The organism is Microbulbifer variabilis, from assembly GCF_056232115.1.
Genome location: NZ_CP174325.1, coordinates 2719455 through 2737421 on the forward strand (window position 1 = coordinate 2719455; position 17967 = coordinate 2737421).

Annotated in this window: 14 protein-coding genes; 9 read left to right on the top strand and 5 right to left on the bottom strand. The window is 43.5% G+C overall.

The annotated features are described in order from the left end of the window. Position 1 precedes the first annotated feature (1 nt). On the bottom strand, positions 2-958 hold the full coding sequence (locus tag ACJJI7_RS12005; RefSeq protein ID WP_444902071.1) for a glycosyltransferase family 25 protein: 957 nt from the start codon (positions 956-958) through the stop codon (positions 2-4). 403 nt (positions 959-1361) lie between these two features. On the opposite strand from ACJJI7_RS12005, the gene ACJJI7_RS12010 reads away from it, so the two are divergent. Continuing rightward, complete coding sequence (locus tag ACJJI7_RS12010) at positions 1362-2564, top strand: multidrug effflux MFS transporter (protein WP_444902070.1); 1203 nt, start codon at positions 1362-1364, stop codon at positions 2562-2564. Positions 2565-2616: 52 nt separating this feature from the next. After that, a complete protein-coding gene (locus ACJJI7_RS12015) occupies positions 2617-3267 on the top strand; it encodes an SGNH/GDSL hydrolase family protein (RefSeq protein ID WP_353376838.1) in 651 nt (216 codons plus the stop codon). Between the two features lie 80 nt (positions 3268-3347). On the opposite strand, the gene ACJJI7_RS12020 is transcribed toward ACJJI7_RS12015, so the two are convergent. Then, positions 3348-3851, bottom strand: a complete 504-nt coding sequence (locus ACJJI7_RS12020; protein WP_020412247.1) for a lactoylglutathione lyase family protein — start codon at positions 3849-3851, stop codon at positions 3348-3350. Positions 3852-3946: 95 nt separating this feature from the next. On the opposite strand from ACJJI7_RS12020, the gene ACJJI7_RS12025 reads away from it, so the two are divergent. Continuing rightward, a complete protein-coding gene (locus ACJJI7_RS12025) occupies positions 3947-4816 on the top strand; it encodes a LysR family transcriptional regulator (protein ID WP_444902069.1) in 870 nt (289 codons plus the stop codon). A 25-nt stretch (positions 4817-4841) separates the two neighbouring features. Continuing rightward, positions 4842-5675, top strand: a complete 834-nt coding sequence (locus tag ACJJI7_RS12030) for a nucleoside deaminase (protein WP_444902068.1) — start codon at positions 4842-4844, stop codon at positions 5673-5675. A gap of 275 nt (positions 5676-5950) precedes the next feature. On the opposite strand, the gene ACJJI7_RS12035 is transcribed toward ACJJI7_RS12030, so the two are convergent. Further along, positions 5951-6952: an AraC family transcriptional regulator ligand-binding domain-containing protein gene (locus ACJJI7_RS12035; RefSeq protein ID WP_444902067.1), complete on the bottom strand. Its 1002-nt coding sequence runs from the start codon at positions 6950-6952 to the stop codon at positions 5951-5953. A 1088-nt stretch (positions 6953-8040) separates the two neighbouring features. Here ACJJI7_RS12035 and ACJJI7_RS12040 point away from each other — a divergent pair. The 4 genes from ACJJI7_RS12040 to ACJJI7_RS12055 all read left to right on the top strand — a co-directional run bounded on the left by ACJJI7_RS12040 (position 8041) and on the right by ACJJI7_RS12055 (position 14738). After that, positions 8041-11346, top strand: coding sequence for a DUF5060 domain-containing protein (locus ACJJI7_RS12040; protein ID WP_444902066.1), 3306 nt, complete (start codon positions 8041-8043; stop codon positions 11344-11346). 76 nt (positions 11347-11422) lie between these two features. Beyond that, positions 11423-12427, top strand: coding sequence for an alpha/beta hydrolase family protein (locus ACJJI7_RS12045; protein ID WP_444902065.1), 1005 nt, complete (start codon positions 11423-11425; stop codon positions 12425-12427). A gap of 588 nt (positions 12428-13015) precedes the next feature. After that, positions 13016-13822: a hypothetical protein gene (locus ACJJI7_RS12050; RefSeq protein ID WP_282951405.1), complete on the top strand. Its 807-nt coding sequence runs from the start codon at positions 13016-13018 to the stop codon at positions 13820-13822. Positions 13823-13841: 19 nt separating this feature from the next. Then, complete coding sequence (locus ACJJI7_RS12055; protein ID WP_444902064.1) at positions 13842-14738, top strand: fatty acid desaturase family protein; 897 nt, start codon at positions 13842-13844, stop codon at positions 14736-14738. A 121-nt stretch (positions 14739-14859) separates the two neighbouring features. On the opposite strand, the gene ACJJI7_RS12060 is transcribed toward ACJJI7_RS12055, so the two are convergent. Continuing rightward, the gene (locus ACJJI7_RS12060) at positions 14860-15762 is read right to left on the bottom strand and encodes a LysR family transcriptional regulator ArgP (RefSeq protein ID WP_020412256.1); all 903 of its coding nucleotides are present in this window, start codon (positions 15760-15762) and stop codon (positions 14860-14862) included. Between the two features lie 121 nt (positions 15763-15883). Between ACJJI7_RS12060 and ACJJI7_RS12065 the strand changes: the two genes are divergently transcribed. Then, on the top strand, positions 15884-16504 hold the full coding sequence (locus tag ACJJI7_RS12065; protein WP_020412257.1) for a LysE/ArgO family amino acid transporter: 621 nt from the start codon (positions 15884-15886) through the stop codon (positions 16502-16504). A 166-nt stretch (positions 16505-16670) separates the two neighbouring features. Here the strand turns inward: ACJJI7_RS12065 and ACJJI7_RS12070 are convergent, their stop codons facing one another. After that, a complete protein-coding gene (locus ACJJI7_RS12070; protein WP_282951400.1) occupies positions 16671-17792 on the bottom strand; it encodes an acyltransferase family protein in 1122 nt (373 codons plus the stop codon). Positions 17793-17967 lie beyond the last annotated feature (175 nt).

Here is a 17967-nt window from a genome sequence, read left to right on the forward strand (position 1 = left end):
ATTACAACTTCATTCTCGCAGTGCGACCAGGCCTCTGTTTCGGTTTTTGTGCAGGATAGAAGGCCTGGTAATGCCGCAGTAAATAAATATGTCTCTCGACACTGCGCCACAATTTGCCAAATGGATGTACCCAGTAGAGCCAGCGCGCAACTTTTGCTCGTTCCACATTCGACTTTACGATGCTTGAGGCGTGCGCTGTTTCCCAAAGCAAATGAGGCTCTACACCATACAGTTTCAGATCAAACTGCCAGAAGTGATCAAAGACTTTATCAATCGGCTCGAAAATACGATTGGCATGGCCCAGGATCTTTTCCATACCCTTACGGTTAAGCAAATACCCTTGGGCACCGCACCAGCCGCGTTCAGGGCGAACCAGCTTGTGAATGCCGTCATTCAGTGTCTTGATAATCTTGCGTTTGCGCACTTTAAGCCCCATCAGCCGGATCATTTCAATTTCTTCCGGTAGGCGCTCAAGCTCGGCCAGTATTTTGCCAAAATCCGGCTCCAACTGTACATCATCTTCCAGGATGCAAACCCGGTTGAGACCGGTTTGGTAGGCGAGACGGATAGCGCGCAAGTGGGCTAAGTAGCAGCCAACTTCAGAGTTTTTAAGTGCGCATAGGTGGCGCCAACGGGTTGTACGATTGCAAAGGACTTCATCACCTTCAAACCTGGGAAGGGCAGAGCGTCCATCGACACCGCTGACTAAAGCGGTTCGCAGTCTTTGGGACTTGAGGGTTTCCAGAAGGTTATAGACGGTTCCTCCCTCTGGGTGGAGGCTGATAATCCAGCAGGGAGTTTGGGCTATAAAAAGAGGGATCTTCTGCGGTTTGCGCTGCAGCCTGGGGCGAAGACTAAGCGGAAGGCGCCGTTTTAGGCGGTGTTGGGGGAATAGAGGTTGCCGTAAGCGGACGGGCTTGGTCACAACTACAGCAGGGCTCTCAATTTCGGCGTACACATAGACTCCCAACCCCCAGAGGGAGAAAAGTGACCGTAACTAGAAAGCTTCTGCATAACGTTAACCTCAGTCACTGCAAGCAAACTGGTAGTGTTGGCAAAGCCTTACTTCCATTTAGGCGATCAAGTGGAGAATGGTTTTCTCAATGGATATTAGTGATCGACTAAAAAGTCAGAGCATTACATGCACCGTTACAGCTGGATGGTGCTAGGCCTAAAATAAGTTGCCTTCTAGTCTGAGTGGGTGATTGATTTTCCTCAAAGTGCAAGGGAGGCTTTGGAATGAAAACAGAGCAACAAAAGTGCTAAAGGGAATATGCAAACCCATTTGATATTGGCCAAAAACTATTGGCAATAATTGTTTGATACCACATAAGAATTTTATAGGTACTACGGAAATTTATATGAAGTCAGATTTAATTAAGATGGCGCTGATTCTTGGGCTATTGAGCTGCGTTGGCCCAGTCGCTATCGATATGTATTTGCCGGCATTGCCGGATATTGCAGCAAGTTTTGGTGCCCCTATTGAGGCAGCACAGTACACCCTGATGTCTTATTTCATTGCTTTTGGAATTTGCCAGCTTATTTATGGGCCGGCTTCGGATATGTTTGGGCGCAAGCCCCCCCTGTACTTCGGGCTACTTCTTTTTACCCTTGCATCAGTTGGCTGCGCTGTGGCCCCGACCATTGAATCGCTAATAGCTTTGCGCTTTTTGCAGGGAGTAGGTGCTGCTTCAGTAATGTCTATTCCACGAGCGGTTATACGTGATCATTATACCGGTGCTCGTGCGACCCGCTTGATGACTACAGTAATGCTGGTAATTTCTATCTCCCCGATGCTGGCGCCGCTGATTGGCAGTATCTTAATAGTACCCTTTGGCTGGCGCAGTGTTTTTATCCTGATTGCCCTGTTAACCCTCGCCAGTCTACTTTTGGCTGTAAGCAGTTTACCGGAGACGCTTGAGCGAAAGCATCGTGTTCCATTCCAGTTCAGTGCCATGTTGGGGGCTTTTTCTACACTTTTCCGCGATCCGGTTTACATGGGATTGACTTGCATAGGTGGCTTGGGCATTGCCAGTTTCTTTTCCTTTCTTGCCACGGCTTCTTTTTTGTATACAGGGTTTTACGGTCTTACTCCGACAGAGTTCAGCCTGGCGTTTGCTTTAAATGCCCTTGGTTTTTTTGTTTCAAGTCAATTTGCTGCAAATCTTGGAATGCGTTTTGGTTCAGTAGCAGTGGTGAAGTGGGCCACTGCCGGTTTTGCCATAAGTTCTCTTGTGATGTGCGCTGTGACTTTTGCCGGTTTTGATGAGTTTGTTTTATTAGTGGCAATGCTACTGGCGACCAACGTGTTTCTCGGCCTGGTAATCCCCACTTCAATGGTGCTTTCCCTTGAGGAGCATGGGCCTATTGCAGGCACCGCTGCAGCGTTGGGCGGAGCCCTGCAAATGTTACTGGGTGCATTGTCGATTGTGTTAACCAGTCTGGTATTTGATGGAACTCCCCAGCCTCTGACTGCCGCCATCGCAACTTGTGGTGTGGCCGCATTGGTAATATCTCGGTTGACCCTACGCGGTATTGCGCACCTGGCGGTACCCTCAAGCTGAGGAGCTCATTAATCCGATAGGTTTTTTAGTGGCTCAATGGAGTTATGTAACAATGGAAAATGTATTGGTGTACTCTGACAGTGTTTCCTGGGGCGTCATCCCTGATACCAGGAAGCGTATGGCTTTTCACTTGCGTTGGCCTGGAGTACTTGAGCGAAGCTTGAATGAAAAAGGCTGTGACGTGCGGGTGATAGAAAACTGCCTGAATGGTCGTAAAACAGTGTGGGATGATCCGTTCCGGGAGGGGCGGAAGGGGGTTGATGGCCTGGCGCAAGTGATAGAAATGCACTCACCACTAAAGTGTGTTCTGTTGATGTTGGGAACCAATGATTTCCAGGATACGCATGATAATAAAGCCTGGATGGCCGCTCAGGGGGTGGCAAAGTTGGTGTCAGTAATCAGACAAGCACCCATTGAGCCCGGCATGTCGATTCCTAAAATATTGATTATTGCTCCATTGGCTATCAATAACCCCAAAGGTATTATCGGCCATAAATTTGCGGGGGCTGAGCAGCGCTGTAAGGACTTTCCAGCAGAACTGGAAAAAGTATCCCGGGAGCTAGGCACCCACTACCTGGATGCCAACACTTTAGTCAAGGTTAGTGATATTGATGGTATTCATCTCGATGAAGACCAGCATTCCATTCTTGGCCAGGAAGTTGCTGATTACCTGCGGAAAATAAAAGTCTTAAGTTGGCCCTAGAGGTATACTTCCCAAATAGAAAAGGGCACCGGAAAATCTCTGGTGCCCTTTTCTAACCCAAGCTTTTAAGATGTAAAGTATCAGGTGTAGGCACCGCTACTATAGATCAGCTCGTAGCTATGGCTGTAGAGTTCCAGGATATTTCCGAAGGGGTCTTCCATATAAATCATGCGATAGGGTTTCTCTCCAGGATAGTAATACCTGGGCTTGGGCATGCGCTTTTTACCACCGGCGGCGACTATCCTTTCAGCCAGCTCTTCAAGGTTTGGGTCCTGCACGCAAAAATGGAATATACCAGTCTTCCAGTATTCAAAATTATCTTTTGGGTTTTCCTGGTTAGGAAACTGGAATAGTTCTACTCCGATACGGTCACCGGTTGACAAATGGGCAATGCGAAAGCTACCCCATTTGGCCCCAAAGACATCGGTGCACATCTCGCCAATAGCGCTATGATCTTCATTGATTTCCGTTGGCGGCATAATCAGATACCACCCCATGACCTCTGTGTAAAACTTAACAGCCGCCTCCAGGTCTGGCACCGATATGCCGATGTGAGAAAAATTTCTCGGATAAACATTCTTCATTGGTGGTTCTCCAAAAGTTACGTCCGTTTCTAAGTTACTGTGGATTATCCATTACGTATAATTATGATTTGTGATTATTTTGAGTAATTTTTGTAATGATAAATCCTGTGTGGCTGCGCAGTTTCTGTGCATTGGTAGAATTGGGCAGCTTTACCAGAACGGCGCAGCACCTGCACATGACCCAGTCTGGCGTCAGTCAGCACTTGCGTCGGTTAGAGGACTTTCTAGGGCTATCTCTGATCCAGAGGAATGGAAAGCAATTCACCCTTACCCAGGCGGGTGAAAAGTTATATATCGAAGCTCAAGATATCGTCGATTCTCTCTCTACACTGGGTCAACGTCTCAGTGAAGATCCGGCTTATGAAGGGCAAGTGAGAATCCAGTCTCCCGGTAGTGTCGGGCTAAAGCTATACCCCAAATTACTGAATTTGCAGAAGACATACCCGAAACTCACCATAGACTATCGCTTCGCCCCTAATAGTGGCGTAGAGGAATCCATACTTGGATACAAGGCGGATATCGGGTTTATGACCACCCCCTCGACGCTGACGGAAATAGCAAGCCAGCCCGTGGGGAGGGAGGAGCTACTTTTGGTGACCCCTGCGTCAGTTAAGAGGTTGAGTTGGCACTCATTGGTACAGCTGGGATACATCGGCCATCCAGATGGCGCCCATCAGGCGGGCTTGTTGCTGGGCGCCAATTATCCCGACTTTCAACATGTGGATATGTTTGCCCTTAAGGGATTTTCTAACCAAATTAGCTTGATTCTAGAACCTGTCAGTATGGGCTTGGGTTTTACTGTACTGCCTGCCCATGCAGTAAATGCCTTTAAGAATTTCGGGCAGATTAAACCCCATCGCTTGGAGCACTCTATCAGTGAGACTTTGTTTCTGGTTACCCGCCGCCACAAAGTGATGCCGGCGCGGGTAGAAACTGTGATTGCACTAACCAAGGAATGGCTTTAATCAATTGGAACGCCTCGGGTATTGTATGTTGCGTTTTATCTCATATTTGCTTTTCGGAATGCTTGCCTTGAGTGCGAAAGCTGAGTTAATACCCAATTCACCGATCCAGCAGGAAAAAGACGAGATATTGATGTTGCTCGCATACTCGGTTGCTTACTTGGATTGGGTGGATCCAAAAGAAAAGCAAAAGCGAGGGTACAATATTGCAGCGGTCCTGTATGACAACAAGCAGGACAAAATTTTAGGAGTGCAGCGCAATGCTGTTGGCTTGTGTCGAGATAAAACCCAACATGCTGAAGTGCGAGTAATGCAGCAGTGTATTGGTAGTAAGTGCAGGGGTAAAGAGACTGATTACCTGGCTGATACTACGATTTATAGCACTCTGGAGCCCTGTATGATGTGTGGAGGTATGATGATTTTTCTTGAAGTTTCCAGAATTGTTTATGGTCAGTCAGATCCGAATTTTGGGAAAAATATAGAAAGACTAAAGCAGGATTTTAAATCTAACTGTAAATATAAAATTGAGTCGAAGGAGCATGTGGAAAATATCTGTAAGATAGATATTCCCGCAACCTATAGAGCCAGGAATATTTCTTCTGGACCATCTACTTTGCTACAGAGAGCACAGCTTGAAGGGGCATTTTTCAGTTATCGTTTGTTATTTGGTAGTGTAATGACAGATTTTCTTATGAGTGCAGAAGCGAAGAATATTTATCGCACTGCCCACCGGCGTTTAATGGAGTTCAAACCTAAATATCAAGCAAATAATATTGTGCTGTCTGAGAGCCAAAAACAGTTGAAGCAATTAAAAAATACTCAGGGAGATATTGATCGATGTATAGTGGGGGAGCTGCGCTAACACTAACATGATATAATTTTATCTGAAAAATATTGGAGTGTTTACTCCAGAACAATCAGCTAAACTGTTAAGGGAGCGAGTGATATAAGCCAAGCCAAGCCAAGCCAAGCCAAGCCAAGCCAAGCCAAGCCAAGCCATAGCTATATACTCGCTAATAGTATTTGAACTCACTGTAATATTAACGGCCAGATCTTTAGAGTTTAAATAAGCTCATCTTGGTGGAAAATATATTGATTTACTTATTGCCTGGCTTGTCTGAATATTGACTTATTTGATCAAGTATTTCTCCAGCGTTTATAGGATTCTTCATATGCAACAACCGTTGAGAATCCCAATGCTTTTGCAATTTGCATTTTATCCATGGATTGGATATCCAGTGAATTCAACTTCTCCCTCCGAGCTAAATCCAGTATACGCCTGAAAGAAGTGTTTTGTGCATTTAGGCGAATCTGCAAGGAGCGCTTATTAACTTGTAGTATATCTGCTAAAAAATCCAGACTGGCCGCACCCTCAGGTAAGTAATCTTTGACAATATCTTTGCATCGATTAGGTAGAGACTCATCTGATTTCATCTTCTGGAGCTGTTTTTTGGCAGCCAGTTTATTGAAGTCAAGAGAGGGTTTCCCTGGACTGCATAATTGTTTATCGAGTATAGAATTATCAAAACTGATGCAGTTTTTTTGATGTCCAAATTCAATGGGAACATTAATCAATGATGGTGCACTGTTCATCAATTCAGAATTATGATGAGTGAAGTGAATAACTGGGTGGCAGCTTTCATAATCGACAACAATATCTGAAATTAGTTTGAAGATGATTCCAATATTCAATTCGACTTGTTGTGTAGTGAATGGTGAAAAGCTGGGAATTAAAATATCAAAGCTGGAGCGCTCAGCCCCCTCACTGAATAATCCCTGATAGCCTTGCGTGCCAAGTTGCTGGAATTGCGTGCCAAGGCTAACAAGATGGCGAACGGTAGGGCAAGCCATTAAGACATGCGCAAATGCCTGAATGCTGGAAATTGATACATCTAGACCGGTACGAAACGCTATGGTGTTATCACTGAAGTAGTTGGATACTTCTTGAAGTGCTTGCCCTGTCAATCTTACTGGTACACGATGTTGTAAGTTCTGTAACTTAGCGTAATGATCACCATATATATTCTTTAACTTATCTCTTGGAAACCCCAAGTTTTGCCAGTATTGCACGTGACGATAAGTGGATGTTGCCAACCCTGTTGGCTCAGAAGCATAAAGTTCCTGGATGTTGGTAGTCATACTAAATTTTTGTACCGCTAATAATCTATTAAGCCAGTCATTAAATGATAAATAGATTGTTTGTGAATTTCTTAAGCTAATTTATAAAGTAATGCCATTATACTATGAATTTAACACTCAAAGTGTGAGATTGAACTAACTTTTTCTGACCAACAATTTGAATTTAGTAAGACAAAGTTCCCTCTGCGCTTACGAGTGATAACCTTTTTACTGTGCTGGTGGGAATGTACCCATTTTTTTAGTGAATAGTGGAAAACAATTGATGTCTCAATTTGTCTCATCAGCGAGGATGTAACTAACATAGGGTTTTTATATATTTCTCTAGCATGGAAATGGTTACTCCATTAGAGCGCCATCCCAAAGCTTTTGATGATTTTTGAAAGGCCGAGTTATCAGGATAAGTCATCATCGCAGTCAGAATAAAAAATTTTTCTAGCGAATGTATGTTTTGAGTAAAACATAGAGCCGTCCAGGGCATTGTTACTATTTATTATCTTTATCTGACACCTGGCTTTTTCTGGATGGATCATTTCATTTATAAGTTAATAATATAAATCTATAGATAGGTAGTGCTACTTTTAATTGGTCCATGTACAAATGATATCTCAATATTAAAATAAATTTTCCTTTATTTAACTGGTGATTAAGTGGGTTCTGAGTGCAAGCTTACAGTTTTAGAATATTTATCATGAGTTTTTTAAAAATAGAAATAACCTGATGGGTTGATAATATTTTATAGTTTTTTCGATATTTTAGCTTCTTGGGACTTACGAAGTTATTAGTTCTATTCAGGATTTTTTTGTCGATCCCTTAATCTCTTTAGGGTTTCAATAAGGATAATCTGGATATTATTAAAATAGAGGTAGTTCAAAACTGCCTTACTATAAAACACGAAAAAAATTACTCTTTTTCGTCAATCTATAAGCTGTGGAACTAGTCCTGACTGCATGTGACTGAATTCACGGTCGGTATGTATCTGTGCGATTTAGTATCTGGCCAGTGCTGCATGTTGCAGCCGATTTCTATATGCCCATTAAATTCTGTAATTAGTAAATAATTGTTTGCTTCTAAAGTAGAGAATACTAGAAATGAATAACAGTAGCTTGCCTCTGGCACTTCTGATTAGCGTCGCATTAGCTGGTTGTGGTGGCGGTTCGTCATCTGGTGAATCCGACGATGAGACCACGCCCCCTTCGGCAAATTCTGATATACCGAACCCTGGAAACGGATTAGTAATATCGTCTTTCACCTTGGTCAATTCACAGGGCAACTCGGATATTGTTTCACTAACCGATGGTACAGACATATATCTAAGTCAGGTTGGAAGTCAATTAAATATTAGAGCAAATAGTGATCAGGCAGAGAGTGTGGTATTTGAGTTAACAGGGGCTCAGACACACAATATGATTGAAAACGCCTCACCATATGCTCTATTTGGTGATGATCAGGGTGATTTCAATCATTGGACCCCCGTAGTTGGAACTTACACCCTTACCGCTACACCTTACTCCCAGGATGATGGGGCAGGTTCTGCCGGAACCAGTGCCTCAATTACATTCACTGTAAAGCAGAACGATGGAACCGACCCGACAGATCCGGACCCAGATCCGACGGATCCTCCGGGGCCAGTCGACCCGGATGATATTGGCCATAGTGAACATTGTACTGTTTCCGGTACGCTGGAAAAGTGGCACCGTATAACGATTACTTGTGATGATTTGTACGCATCTGAAAATAATGATGCTACGTTTACCGATTATCGATATAACGTGACATTTACACAAGGTGACTTGTCTTACACAGTGCCTGGTCATTTCGCTGCTGATGGCAATTCAGCAAATACGGGTGCTACTGAAGGAACAAAATGGCGTGCCTACTTTTCACCGCCAACTTCAGGTAAATGGTTCTTCGATGTATCTATGAGACAAGGGAGCCAAGTTGCGGTTAATCTAGATACAAATGCAGGCAATGCTATTTCATTTGATGGTGAAAATGGTTATTTCCCGGTATTGCAATCCACAGCGCCTGAGCTTGATATGAGGAGTAAGGGGTTACTGGTACATAAAAAAGGAACCCGCTACTTACAGCATTTGGGGGATAAGTCAGTATATATAGAAGGTGGAATGGATAGTCCTGAAAACATTTTTGGTTATTCAGGCTTTGATAATACAGAAAAACACTACAACGTAAATTCCTGCAAAGGCATATTACACAGTTTTGAGCCCCACCTTGGTGATTGGAATAATGGAGATCCCACCTGGAAAGATGGTAAAGGAAAAAGCCTTATTGGTTTGGTTAACTATATAGCCGAAAAAAATGTCAATGCAATTTATATCATGGCAAATACCGAAAGTGGTGATGGCTGCGATGCCCACCCCTGGACAGTATACGATGGTAACCATCGGGCTTTTGATGTCAGTAAATTAGACCAGTGGGAGGTCGTAATGGATCACATGACCAGTAAGGGCATGTTGATTCATTTTATGACACAGGAAACAGAGAATAATAAAATCCTGAATAACGGTAACTTAGGGCTTGAACGCAAATTATATTATCGGGAGATGATTTCCCGCTTTGGTCATCACCCGGCGCTTCAATGGAATATGGGTGAGGAGACAACTCTTAGTCAAGAGCAACACAAGGCAATCGCTCAATACTTAAAAGACGTGGATCCCTACGATCATCCCACTCTACTCCATACTTATGGTGGCCAATGGGATCAGCACTATCGACCATTGTTAGGAAATAGTAATTTTGATGGACCGAGCATTCAGATTGGTAATATTCCTAGTGATGCAAACCATCGTAACGCGCCATATCAGATGAGCAGAAAATGGCTGGCTGAATCCCAAACTAATAACCATCTTTGGTATGTTACCTTCACTGAAGCTTCCGGCGGGCAAGCGCCTGTACCTTATTCTGAGGTTACCCAAGTTCAGAGGGTCAATTGGATGTGGGGCAGTGTTATGGGAGGCGGAGCAGGATTTGAATGGTACTTAAAGAACCCTGGGGCTGGCCACGCGTATGACCTAGCAGTAGAGAACCTGAGAGAGTTTGATAACCATTGGGAGCAAACTGGCCACTTTGTTAAATTTTTCAACGATATTCTGCAAAACCAACTTGAAGTTAATTTACACAGTTTAAATGTGGATAATGAAGTAACTTCAACCAATAACGATTGGGTACTTTCAGATAGCGGTAATGCCTATTTAATTTACTTGCGCGAAGGTGGTACGACCAATATTGAGATTTCAAATGAGGATACCTATAAGGTTTACTGGTTCAATCCAAGAAGCGGCCAGTTGACTCTGGGTAATCAACTTGACGGAATGGGTACTCATAGTATTGGCACTGCCCCAACAGAAGCTAATCAGGACTGGGCAGTAGTAATCAAAGCGGAAGGTATAAACAGTAATGTTCACCCGGATATTGTAAAAGTTATACCAATTAACCCTGATGATGTTTTACTCGAACCTCAAACTAGTTGGATGGATAGCTACTCTATTGGTGATCAATGTTTTTGTGAGTCAAATTTTGACCACAATGTTGCCGATATTATGGTCTCGACAGACCATGGAACAATGACGGTTAAAGAAGCTTGTGACCTAATTGGCCCGGGTCCAGGATCGGCTGGCCGTCCCAAGTACAATGATATTCAGTGTGGTAACGGCCCGGCAAATGATGCTGGTGATGAAAACTACTGTCCTGGCCGTGTGGATATAGGTAAAGAAGGATGTGGTCATATCGGTCCGATTTGGAATTTTGACAAGTTAAATCCAGATCAACCTAAAGGTGACTACACAGAACAAAATGGTCTGGTAATTATGGAGGCTGAAAATACTGATTCAAATCTAGATGAGTGGGTAAAGAAAAATAATATTGGCGGTCATACAGGCAATGGATATCTTGAATTTAATGGCAATACACCACTAAATGGCCCACCTAAATCACCCCTAGAATATACTTTCAATATTACAAGGAGTGGCCTGTATTATTTGCATCTGCACGCTGCAAAAGAAAACTTAGTGTATGAGGGTGAATTTCGTACAGATCTGGCAAATGATGCTTATTTTCGACTTGAAGGAAATTATGAGGCGGGACCTAATGCCGGGAATAGTCATGGTAAAGATGCCCCTCTGGAACTATTGAAAAAAGATACAAAGTTCTTTGGTGGAGAACACAATAAATTTGTCTGGGAATCTGGCAATCATTTAGATCCTGGTGGTCATAACAATAAACGTGTTGCCGTTTATAAGCTAAACGCAGGCGAAACGTATAAACTGGTGATGTCAGGCCGCTCGCAGAAATTTAAGGTAGATAGAATAGTTTTTCGGCATATTGATGTACCTGAATCTGATGCAGAGAATATAAATAATCCAGAAACCGTTGAGTAGTAACTGTTGCAGTGAGAGCCATGGATGGCTCTTTCGGCTGGATCATTAGTTTATAAAAGTACACTATTGGTGAATAATGAAACTTCAAATAATAAAAAATTTATTTTGGTTGTCGATTGCTTTTAATTCTTTCCAGTCTCAAGCTTTCGAGCCAAAGTCGGATTTTTCGGTGAATTTAGAGCGGGTTCGGTATTGCCAGAATTTTTGGTGTCTCAAACAAGACACTTTATCTGAGTATAGAGCCTGGGAGGTAGAGGGCGTCAGTAATAGCCGTCAGCTTCATACTCAGATTGCTAGAGTACGAAACCCAGCACGCGATAATGTAAGAAACTTGGTATTTATTGCTTCGGGACAACAGCCACCAGGAAATGGTGTCGAAAGCTCTGTGACAGGCCAGAGAGCTGGATTTAAAAAAGACTGTGGTATATTAAAAAAATCTTGCTCTCGCAGCATAGATGGCCGTTCACTTGCTCGGCAGTTGCTAGATTCAGAGCATTTCCCAACAGATGAGACCTTTTTGGCGATTGCTTTTGATACGCAATTTAATCAGATGATTGGTAGTAATGAGAAGTCTCGTATAGAAAGGGCATACCTCAGTTGGCTAAAGTCAAAGGCTTATGCCTCCAATCTTGAGACTATTTACTTGGCGGGTTCTTCTCGTGGTGGTTGTCTCGTTATGAGACTGGCGAAAGCTATGCGAGCTGATCCAGATTTTCGTAATATTCGAACTGTTGTCCACAGTTTTGATGGTGTTTGTAAATGGACTCAAAATGAGTTGGGATTAACTTCTTCATTTCATCGTAATCCCATGAATTCTAGCTACTTAAGCTATTATACTGACCTCCATACACAATTTCCTTATAAAGATAATTTATACCTTCGGCAGTTGACTGGTGGGGCTGAGGTCATTGAATTATCTGGGGTTCACTCTTTTGCTTATACAGCTCAAGATACTGACTTAGGGTGGTATTCACAGAGATGGGTAAATTTGGATCATACTACCATCGGTCGGGACATGAGTCAGGACGTGAGGAATCAAACAATAGTACCCTTTTTACAGCATTTAGATGATGTGCTTTAGTTTTAGAATATTTTTTACCCACTTATCTTAAGGTGTTGGTAGCTACTAAACCACGGCCATGATAACTACATAGAGTAGTTATCATGGTGGCTACACTCTTTTTCTAATCTCCAGCAGTGGATTTTCTTATTTGAAAGTATATTTTTTGTATGTTTTTCATTCCTATTGTTAAGAAATTTGTACTCACGTATGGAGTGATCTAAGCAGAAAATTAAAGCATTGTTAGCATGAAGATATTGGAGGTAATTGAGTTACGTCTAAATAATGTTTATGTCAATCAGGCCCTTTTTGCTTAAGGCTTGGTAGTTTTCTATTGAGATAGGGCGCTTATAATCCGGGTCTCCAAGCTCTTTAGGGGATGGCGATTGCATCTACTTATGGGTGTACTCTTAGTAGTTCAGTTTCTAAATGAAAATGGATGACACTACTCGATACATACCAAACAATAGGCACAGTAGAGATACTTTAAATTGAGGTTGAATTAAGTGACTTTTTTCTAAGATGCATATTACACAATATTGTATGATTGAGTTTTCTCTGTAATATTACACAAAAAAGTAAATAGGGACTATTGTCGTAATATTCACTATGTATCAGTTCACTTATGAGCCCACTCCAAAAAATGTTCTGTTGGATCTAATGGGTGTTAATAAACGACATGAGCTGGCGACTAGCCAGCTGGGTTATATATCTGATGCATTTGATATTTCTATCAATAATCTGCGGGTAACATTAAATAGATTGGTAGGTGCCGGTCTGATTACTCAGAATGGGCGAGGCATGTACCGTTTAACGGAAAAGGCTCTGGCCAAACGTGCTTTTATTAACCGTTGGCAGCAAAATACCTTTCACTATGATAATTGGGATTATCGCTGGCTCGCCTGTCATTTGCCCAAAGGTGTATCGCGTGCGGTCCGCGCAAAATCAATACTGGTACTTGAATGGTATGGCTTTGCTGCCGGTCTAGATCACCTATGGGTGCGCCCGAACAATTTAATCATCAATCATGCGGAATTGACCCTAACCCTGATAAGGCTTGGTCTCGAAGAGAGTGCTCATTGCTTTGTGTTGCAGGACGTACCGGACATATTAGTTAGTCACTGGGCGCACCACTTATGGGATATCGAACGGCTCGATAGTGAATATGATGCTCTTATACATTCGCTTGAAAGCAGCCTTACATCCCTGGCAGCAAAGTCTGTTAGTGCTTCGTTGCATGAAACATGTCGCTTGGGTGGTGAGGCGATCCACCGTTTAGCGGTCGATCCTTTACTACCAAAAGTTATTAGGCCACAAAAGAAGTATCAGCAACTAAAGAAAATTGTACGTAAATATGATCGTGTAGGCCGCAATATTTGGCTGGAGCAACTGCAGAAATTAGGTGTTGACACATAATCAAAAAAGGTACCCCGCGATGAATATTCCTGTGAGTAAAGAAGAGGTAAAGCCATTTCTGGAGCGCAGTGATGCCAAAGCCTGGTGGATAGTAGTCAGCACTTGGCTCGGAATAATAGGTATTTTCGTCGTGGCAGCACTACTGCCACACTGGTCAACTTACATTATTGCAGTATTCTTACTAGCGGGGCGGCAGCAAGCTTTGGCGGCTATTATGCATGAAGCGGGTCACAAAACACTTTTCGCAACTCGCTCCTATAATAAATTTGTTGCCAAATGGTTGTCTTCACCATTTTTATTGATGGATGGTGAAACTTATATAAAAAGCCACATGCTTCATCACCGGAGAGCAGGGACAGATCAAGATCCAGATCTACAGAACTATAAAGATTACCCCGTGACCAAATTGAGCTTGGTGAGAAAGTTTACCAGGGATTTTTTGGGGATTACTGGTTTAAAGGCTAATTTATACTTATTTCTAAGTGGGCGAGATCTATTAAGCAGAAAAAAGCGGATTAATTTTCAGTTAACACGTGGTTTATTTGTTAACGGTGTTATGTTTTCGATGTTATGGGCTTTTGGCTTTCCACAGCTTTATATATTATGGGTTATAGCCTACCTCACCGTATATATGGCTATTATACGGATGCGCCAAATCGCCGAACACGCAGGTGTTAAAGACCTCTACCACCTGGAACCTAAATATAATACACGTTCGGTTCCAAGGGGTATCTTGGGATTACTGTTTGTTAGCCCCACTGATGGTCTGAGTTACCACTGTGAACATCATGCATTTATGGCGGTCCCCACATATAACCTCAAAGCGCTGCATAAATTGCTGAAGGAGCGCGGTTATTACGATGATGTTGAGTTGGCCGATAATTACCTAGGTGTTTTGAAGCAGGTGGTAAGGTAAGGATTAGCGACAGTTAAATTTTCACTTGTACGTTGTTTCTCACCAATTGTATTCCCCTTAGAGCTGACTAAAGGCCATAGTATTGATGATAGTTACCTCGATAAAGCCCGGCACCGGTCTCTCACTGGTGCAGGGCCTTGTGAGCAAACTTTGCAAGGGTATTGGTAATTTGCTTGATCAGAGAGGATTTTAGATTCCATACATGCCAGTACAGCGGAATTTTCAGATGTTGATCTGGGGTGAGCTTTATCAGGGTGCCCCTTTTCAGTAAATCGGCAACTTGAATATCCGGTGCCATTCCCCATCCAAGTCCTAAAGTCAGGAAGTTGAGAAAGCCCTTTGAGGATGGGATTTCGTGTGAGGGATACTGTCCTGCCTCAATTCCCCAAAACTGCTTAAGATAACGGCTCTGTAACTGGTCTTTGTAATTGAACTCGACGGCAGGAGCATAGCGAAATTCATCCACATCTACCGGATCGGAGAAGTACTGCTCCTTGAAGGCCTGAGTGCATACCGGGTAGTAGGCCATATGTCCCAGTAGCAGGGACTGGCATCCCTGCAGATTACTGGTTACAGAACTAACACAGCCGATAACTTCACCGTTCTTCAGTAATTCATGGGTGGCATCCTGGTCATCTACCTTCAGGTCTACGAGCAGGTGCTGTGAGCGGATCAAGGGTGTGATGGCTTTTAAAAACCAGGTATCCAGACTGTCCGAATTGAGGGCAATACGCACCTTGTTTTGGTTGCTATAGCGGGTCTTGCTACCCTCTGGATCGATATCCTCCAGCAGCTCATGTTGCAGCAGGTTCATCTGTTGGTAGTAGCCCATTACTTTCAGGCCGGCTTCCGTTGGACGTAGGGGGGTAGACCTGATCAGCAGGGCCTGACCAACCTGTCCCTCCAGGGCTTTGATACGCTGGGACACCGCAGATTGGCTTACATGAAGCAGTGATGCGGCCTTGTCAAAGCTCTGCTCCTCCACCACAAAGGCGAAAGCCTGTAGTTGCTTAAGATCTAGCATAAGATTTTCTTATGATGGCTTAAAATAATTAAATTTACTTATTCTAGCGCCCCTCTTAATCTCTCGCCACTTCCCAGGTCCGCAGGCCCGCGGACAAGACTCAATAGCTACAGGAGGCACCGTGGTTTCGGGTTTGTTACTGGCCCCTATGACAAAGGGCTTTATCACCACTATCAGTTTGATCATGGCGATTGGCGCGCAGAATGCGTATCTACTAACGCAGAGTATTCGTCGCCAGTATCACTACAGTATCGCCGCGCTGTGCGTCTTGATGGACATTGTTCTGATCACCTGTGGTGTTTACCTCGTATCACACCTGGCCCAAGCGGAAGGCAACTGGATGGTCTGGTTGACCTGGTTGGGAGTGGCCTTCCTGGTTGGCTACGGCGCTATGGCATTTCGCTCCGCTTTAACCAATAAAGGGCTTGAGGACAAGAAGGAATGGGTTAAATCGAGACGCTCGGCTCTGATCACCGCGGTAGCGCTGACCCTGCTAAACCCCCATGCCTATGTGGATACCGTAGTGCTGATCGGGTCGGTTGGTGCCCAGTATGCCGGGGAAGGTACTCTGTTCTTCGTGATTGGTGCCTGCAGTGCCTCGGTACTCTGGTTCGCGCTGTTATCAGTAGGTGGCAGTATGATGCAACCGCTGTTTAAGAATCCGAAGACCTGGCGTGTGCTGGATGTTCTGGTGGGTATTATGATGTGGTCGATTGCGGCAAGCCTGCTTTGGGCTAGCTAATTTTACAAAAAGTTATCAATCGATGTGAAATTGGGGTCTACCGATTTATCTCGTAGGCCCCTATATAGGCCCTTATAGAAGCTAGACCAGTTTCAACTCCAGTGAAGGGGCACAGTTGTATGGGCCTTCACTAAATATACGGTTTTTCAGAGTATTGGTGAATGGGTTACGTTCTTATGGCAACCTTCTCACTTTCTTGTTGTTGGGCACTCTCCGCATCTTGAGCACTGGTACTTAAAGAGCGCCCCAACTTGACAAATGGCCTTTCAATAAGCCAGTAAATCAAGGTTGCCAGCGCTATACTGGCCAATGTTGTTACAGACAGATAAACGGATAAAGGGAAGCCTGAAAAAACTTGGCCCCAAGGCTGGGATATAGACCATTTCATCACGTATATCATGCATAAGTGAAATAAATAAATGGAATAGCTGATTGTTCCCAGGGTGGCGAAATGTCGTATGGAATTTAAAGGTAATGATATTACTGAGAGGAAAATACCCAGAGCAATCAGGTGCGACAGTCCAAAGCGAACGGGCTCACTACTAATGGAATTACCGAAAAGGTGCAAGCTTAGCACCAGTATAGGGATAGAGAACGTTGAAGCTATAGCCAATACAGCATAGCGATGAAACCTCTTGGTCTCAAAACAGTAACGGAGTAAGGCTCCACAGCACATTACGGCTATACCATAAGGGATATAAGTGATTGTTACTGGTAGTTGTAGCTGTAAAGCTGGTGAGTGTTCGAAAAGCTGTAGACAGATAAATAAAGACAGCGTCGCCCAACAAAGCAATAAAAGGTTCTTTGGATTCCCTAGTAGTTTAAGGGCAAACATCATTGCACATAGTAAGTAGAAAATAAGCTCTGCAGTAAGGGTCCAGTATAACTTCTGCACATTTTCAAAGCCCAGGAGTCCTTGCAGCATAGTGGTATTTGCCAGGACAGCTACTGGCGAGAAAATGTGACCAGCAAATAACCATGTAAAGCTAACTGCGATAATGAGAGAAACCCAGTACGTAGGGTAAAGTCGAAAGAAGCGTCGTATAGCAAAGCACTTTAGAGGGCGATTCGCTTCAAGCAGACTATGAGGAATTACATAGCCAGATAACAAAAAGAAGCAGAGAACACCTATTCTGCCAAAATCCAACTGGCTAATAAAATTAGCGAGGTCTGTCCCATGCAGGGCAATATTAGGTATTTGAATGAATACTTCGCTACTATGCTGCCAAACAACCAAAAGGGCTGCCAGTCCACGTAGGGTATCAAGATTAAGTAAGCGCTTACTCATGGTTGACAGCCTCTATCCCTGGCCAATCGTAAGAAGTTGAACACTTCTTGTTACTACTCTATTACTATTGCCATAAAATGAATTGACTAAAAGCCAATCAAAAGGCTTATTTTGGTAACTACTTTCCTTTGATACTACCATAAATCAACAAGATGTAGCTCTGTCCAATTTTTTC

Excerpts from the sequence above, each read along its gene's own strand:
- ACJJI7_RS12045 (WP_444902065.1), top strand. The coding sequence starts at position 11,423 with ATGAAACTTCAAATAATAAAAAATTTATTTTGGTTGTCGATTGCTTTT.
- ACJJI7_RS12020 (WP_020412247.1), bottom strand. The coding sequence starts at position 3,851 with ATGAAGAATGTTTATCCGAGAAATTTTTCTCACATCGGCATATCGGTG.
- ACJJI7_RS12035 (WP_444902067.1), bottom strand. The coding sequence starts at position 6,952 with ATGACTACCAACATCCAGGAACTTTATGCTTCTGAGCCAACAGGGTTG.
- ACJJI7_RS12055 (WP_444902064.1), top strand. The coding sequence starts at position 13,842 with ATGAATATTCCTGTGAGTAAAGAAGAGGTAAAGCCATTTCTGGAGCGC.
- ACJJI7_RS12015 (WP_353376838.1), top strand. The coding sequence starts at position 2,617 with ATGGAAAATGTATTGGTGTACTCTGACAGTGTTTCCTGGGGCGTCATC.
- ACJJI7_RS12050 (WP_282951405.1), top strand. The coding sequence starts at position 13,016 with ATGTATCAGTTCACTTATGAGCCCACTCCAAAAAATGTTCTGTTGGAT.
- ACJJI7_RS12010 (WP_444902070.1), top strand. The coding sequence starts at position 1,362 with ATGAAGTCAGATTTAATTAAGATGGCGCTGATTCTTGGGCTATTGAGC.
- ACJJI7_RS12030 (WP_444902068.1), top strand. The coding sequence starts at position 4,842 with ATGTTGCGTTTTATCTCATATTTGCTTTTCGGAATGCTTGCCTTGAGT.
- ACJJI7_RS12025 (WP_444902069.1), top strand. The coding sequence starts at position 3,947 with ATGATAAATCCTGTGTGGCTGCGCAGTTTCTGTGCATTGGTAGAATTG.
- ACJJI7_RS12070 (WP_282951400.1), bottom strand. The coding sequence starts at position 17,792 with ATGAGTAAGCGCTTACTTAATCTTGATACCCTACGTGGACTGGCAGCC.
- ACJJI7_RS12060 (WP_020412256.1), bottom strand. The coding sequence starts at position 15,762 with ATGCTAGATCTTAAGCAACTACAGGCTTTCGCCTTTGTGGTGGAGGAG.
- ACJJI7_RS12040 (WP_444902066.1), top strand. The coding sequence starts at position 8,041 with ATGAATAACAGTAGCTTGCCTCTGGCACTTCTGATTAGCGTCGCATTA.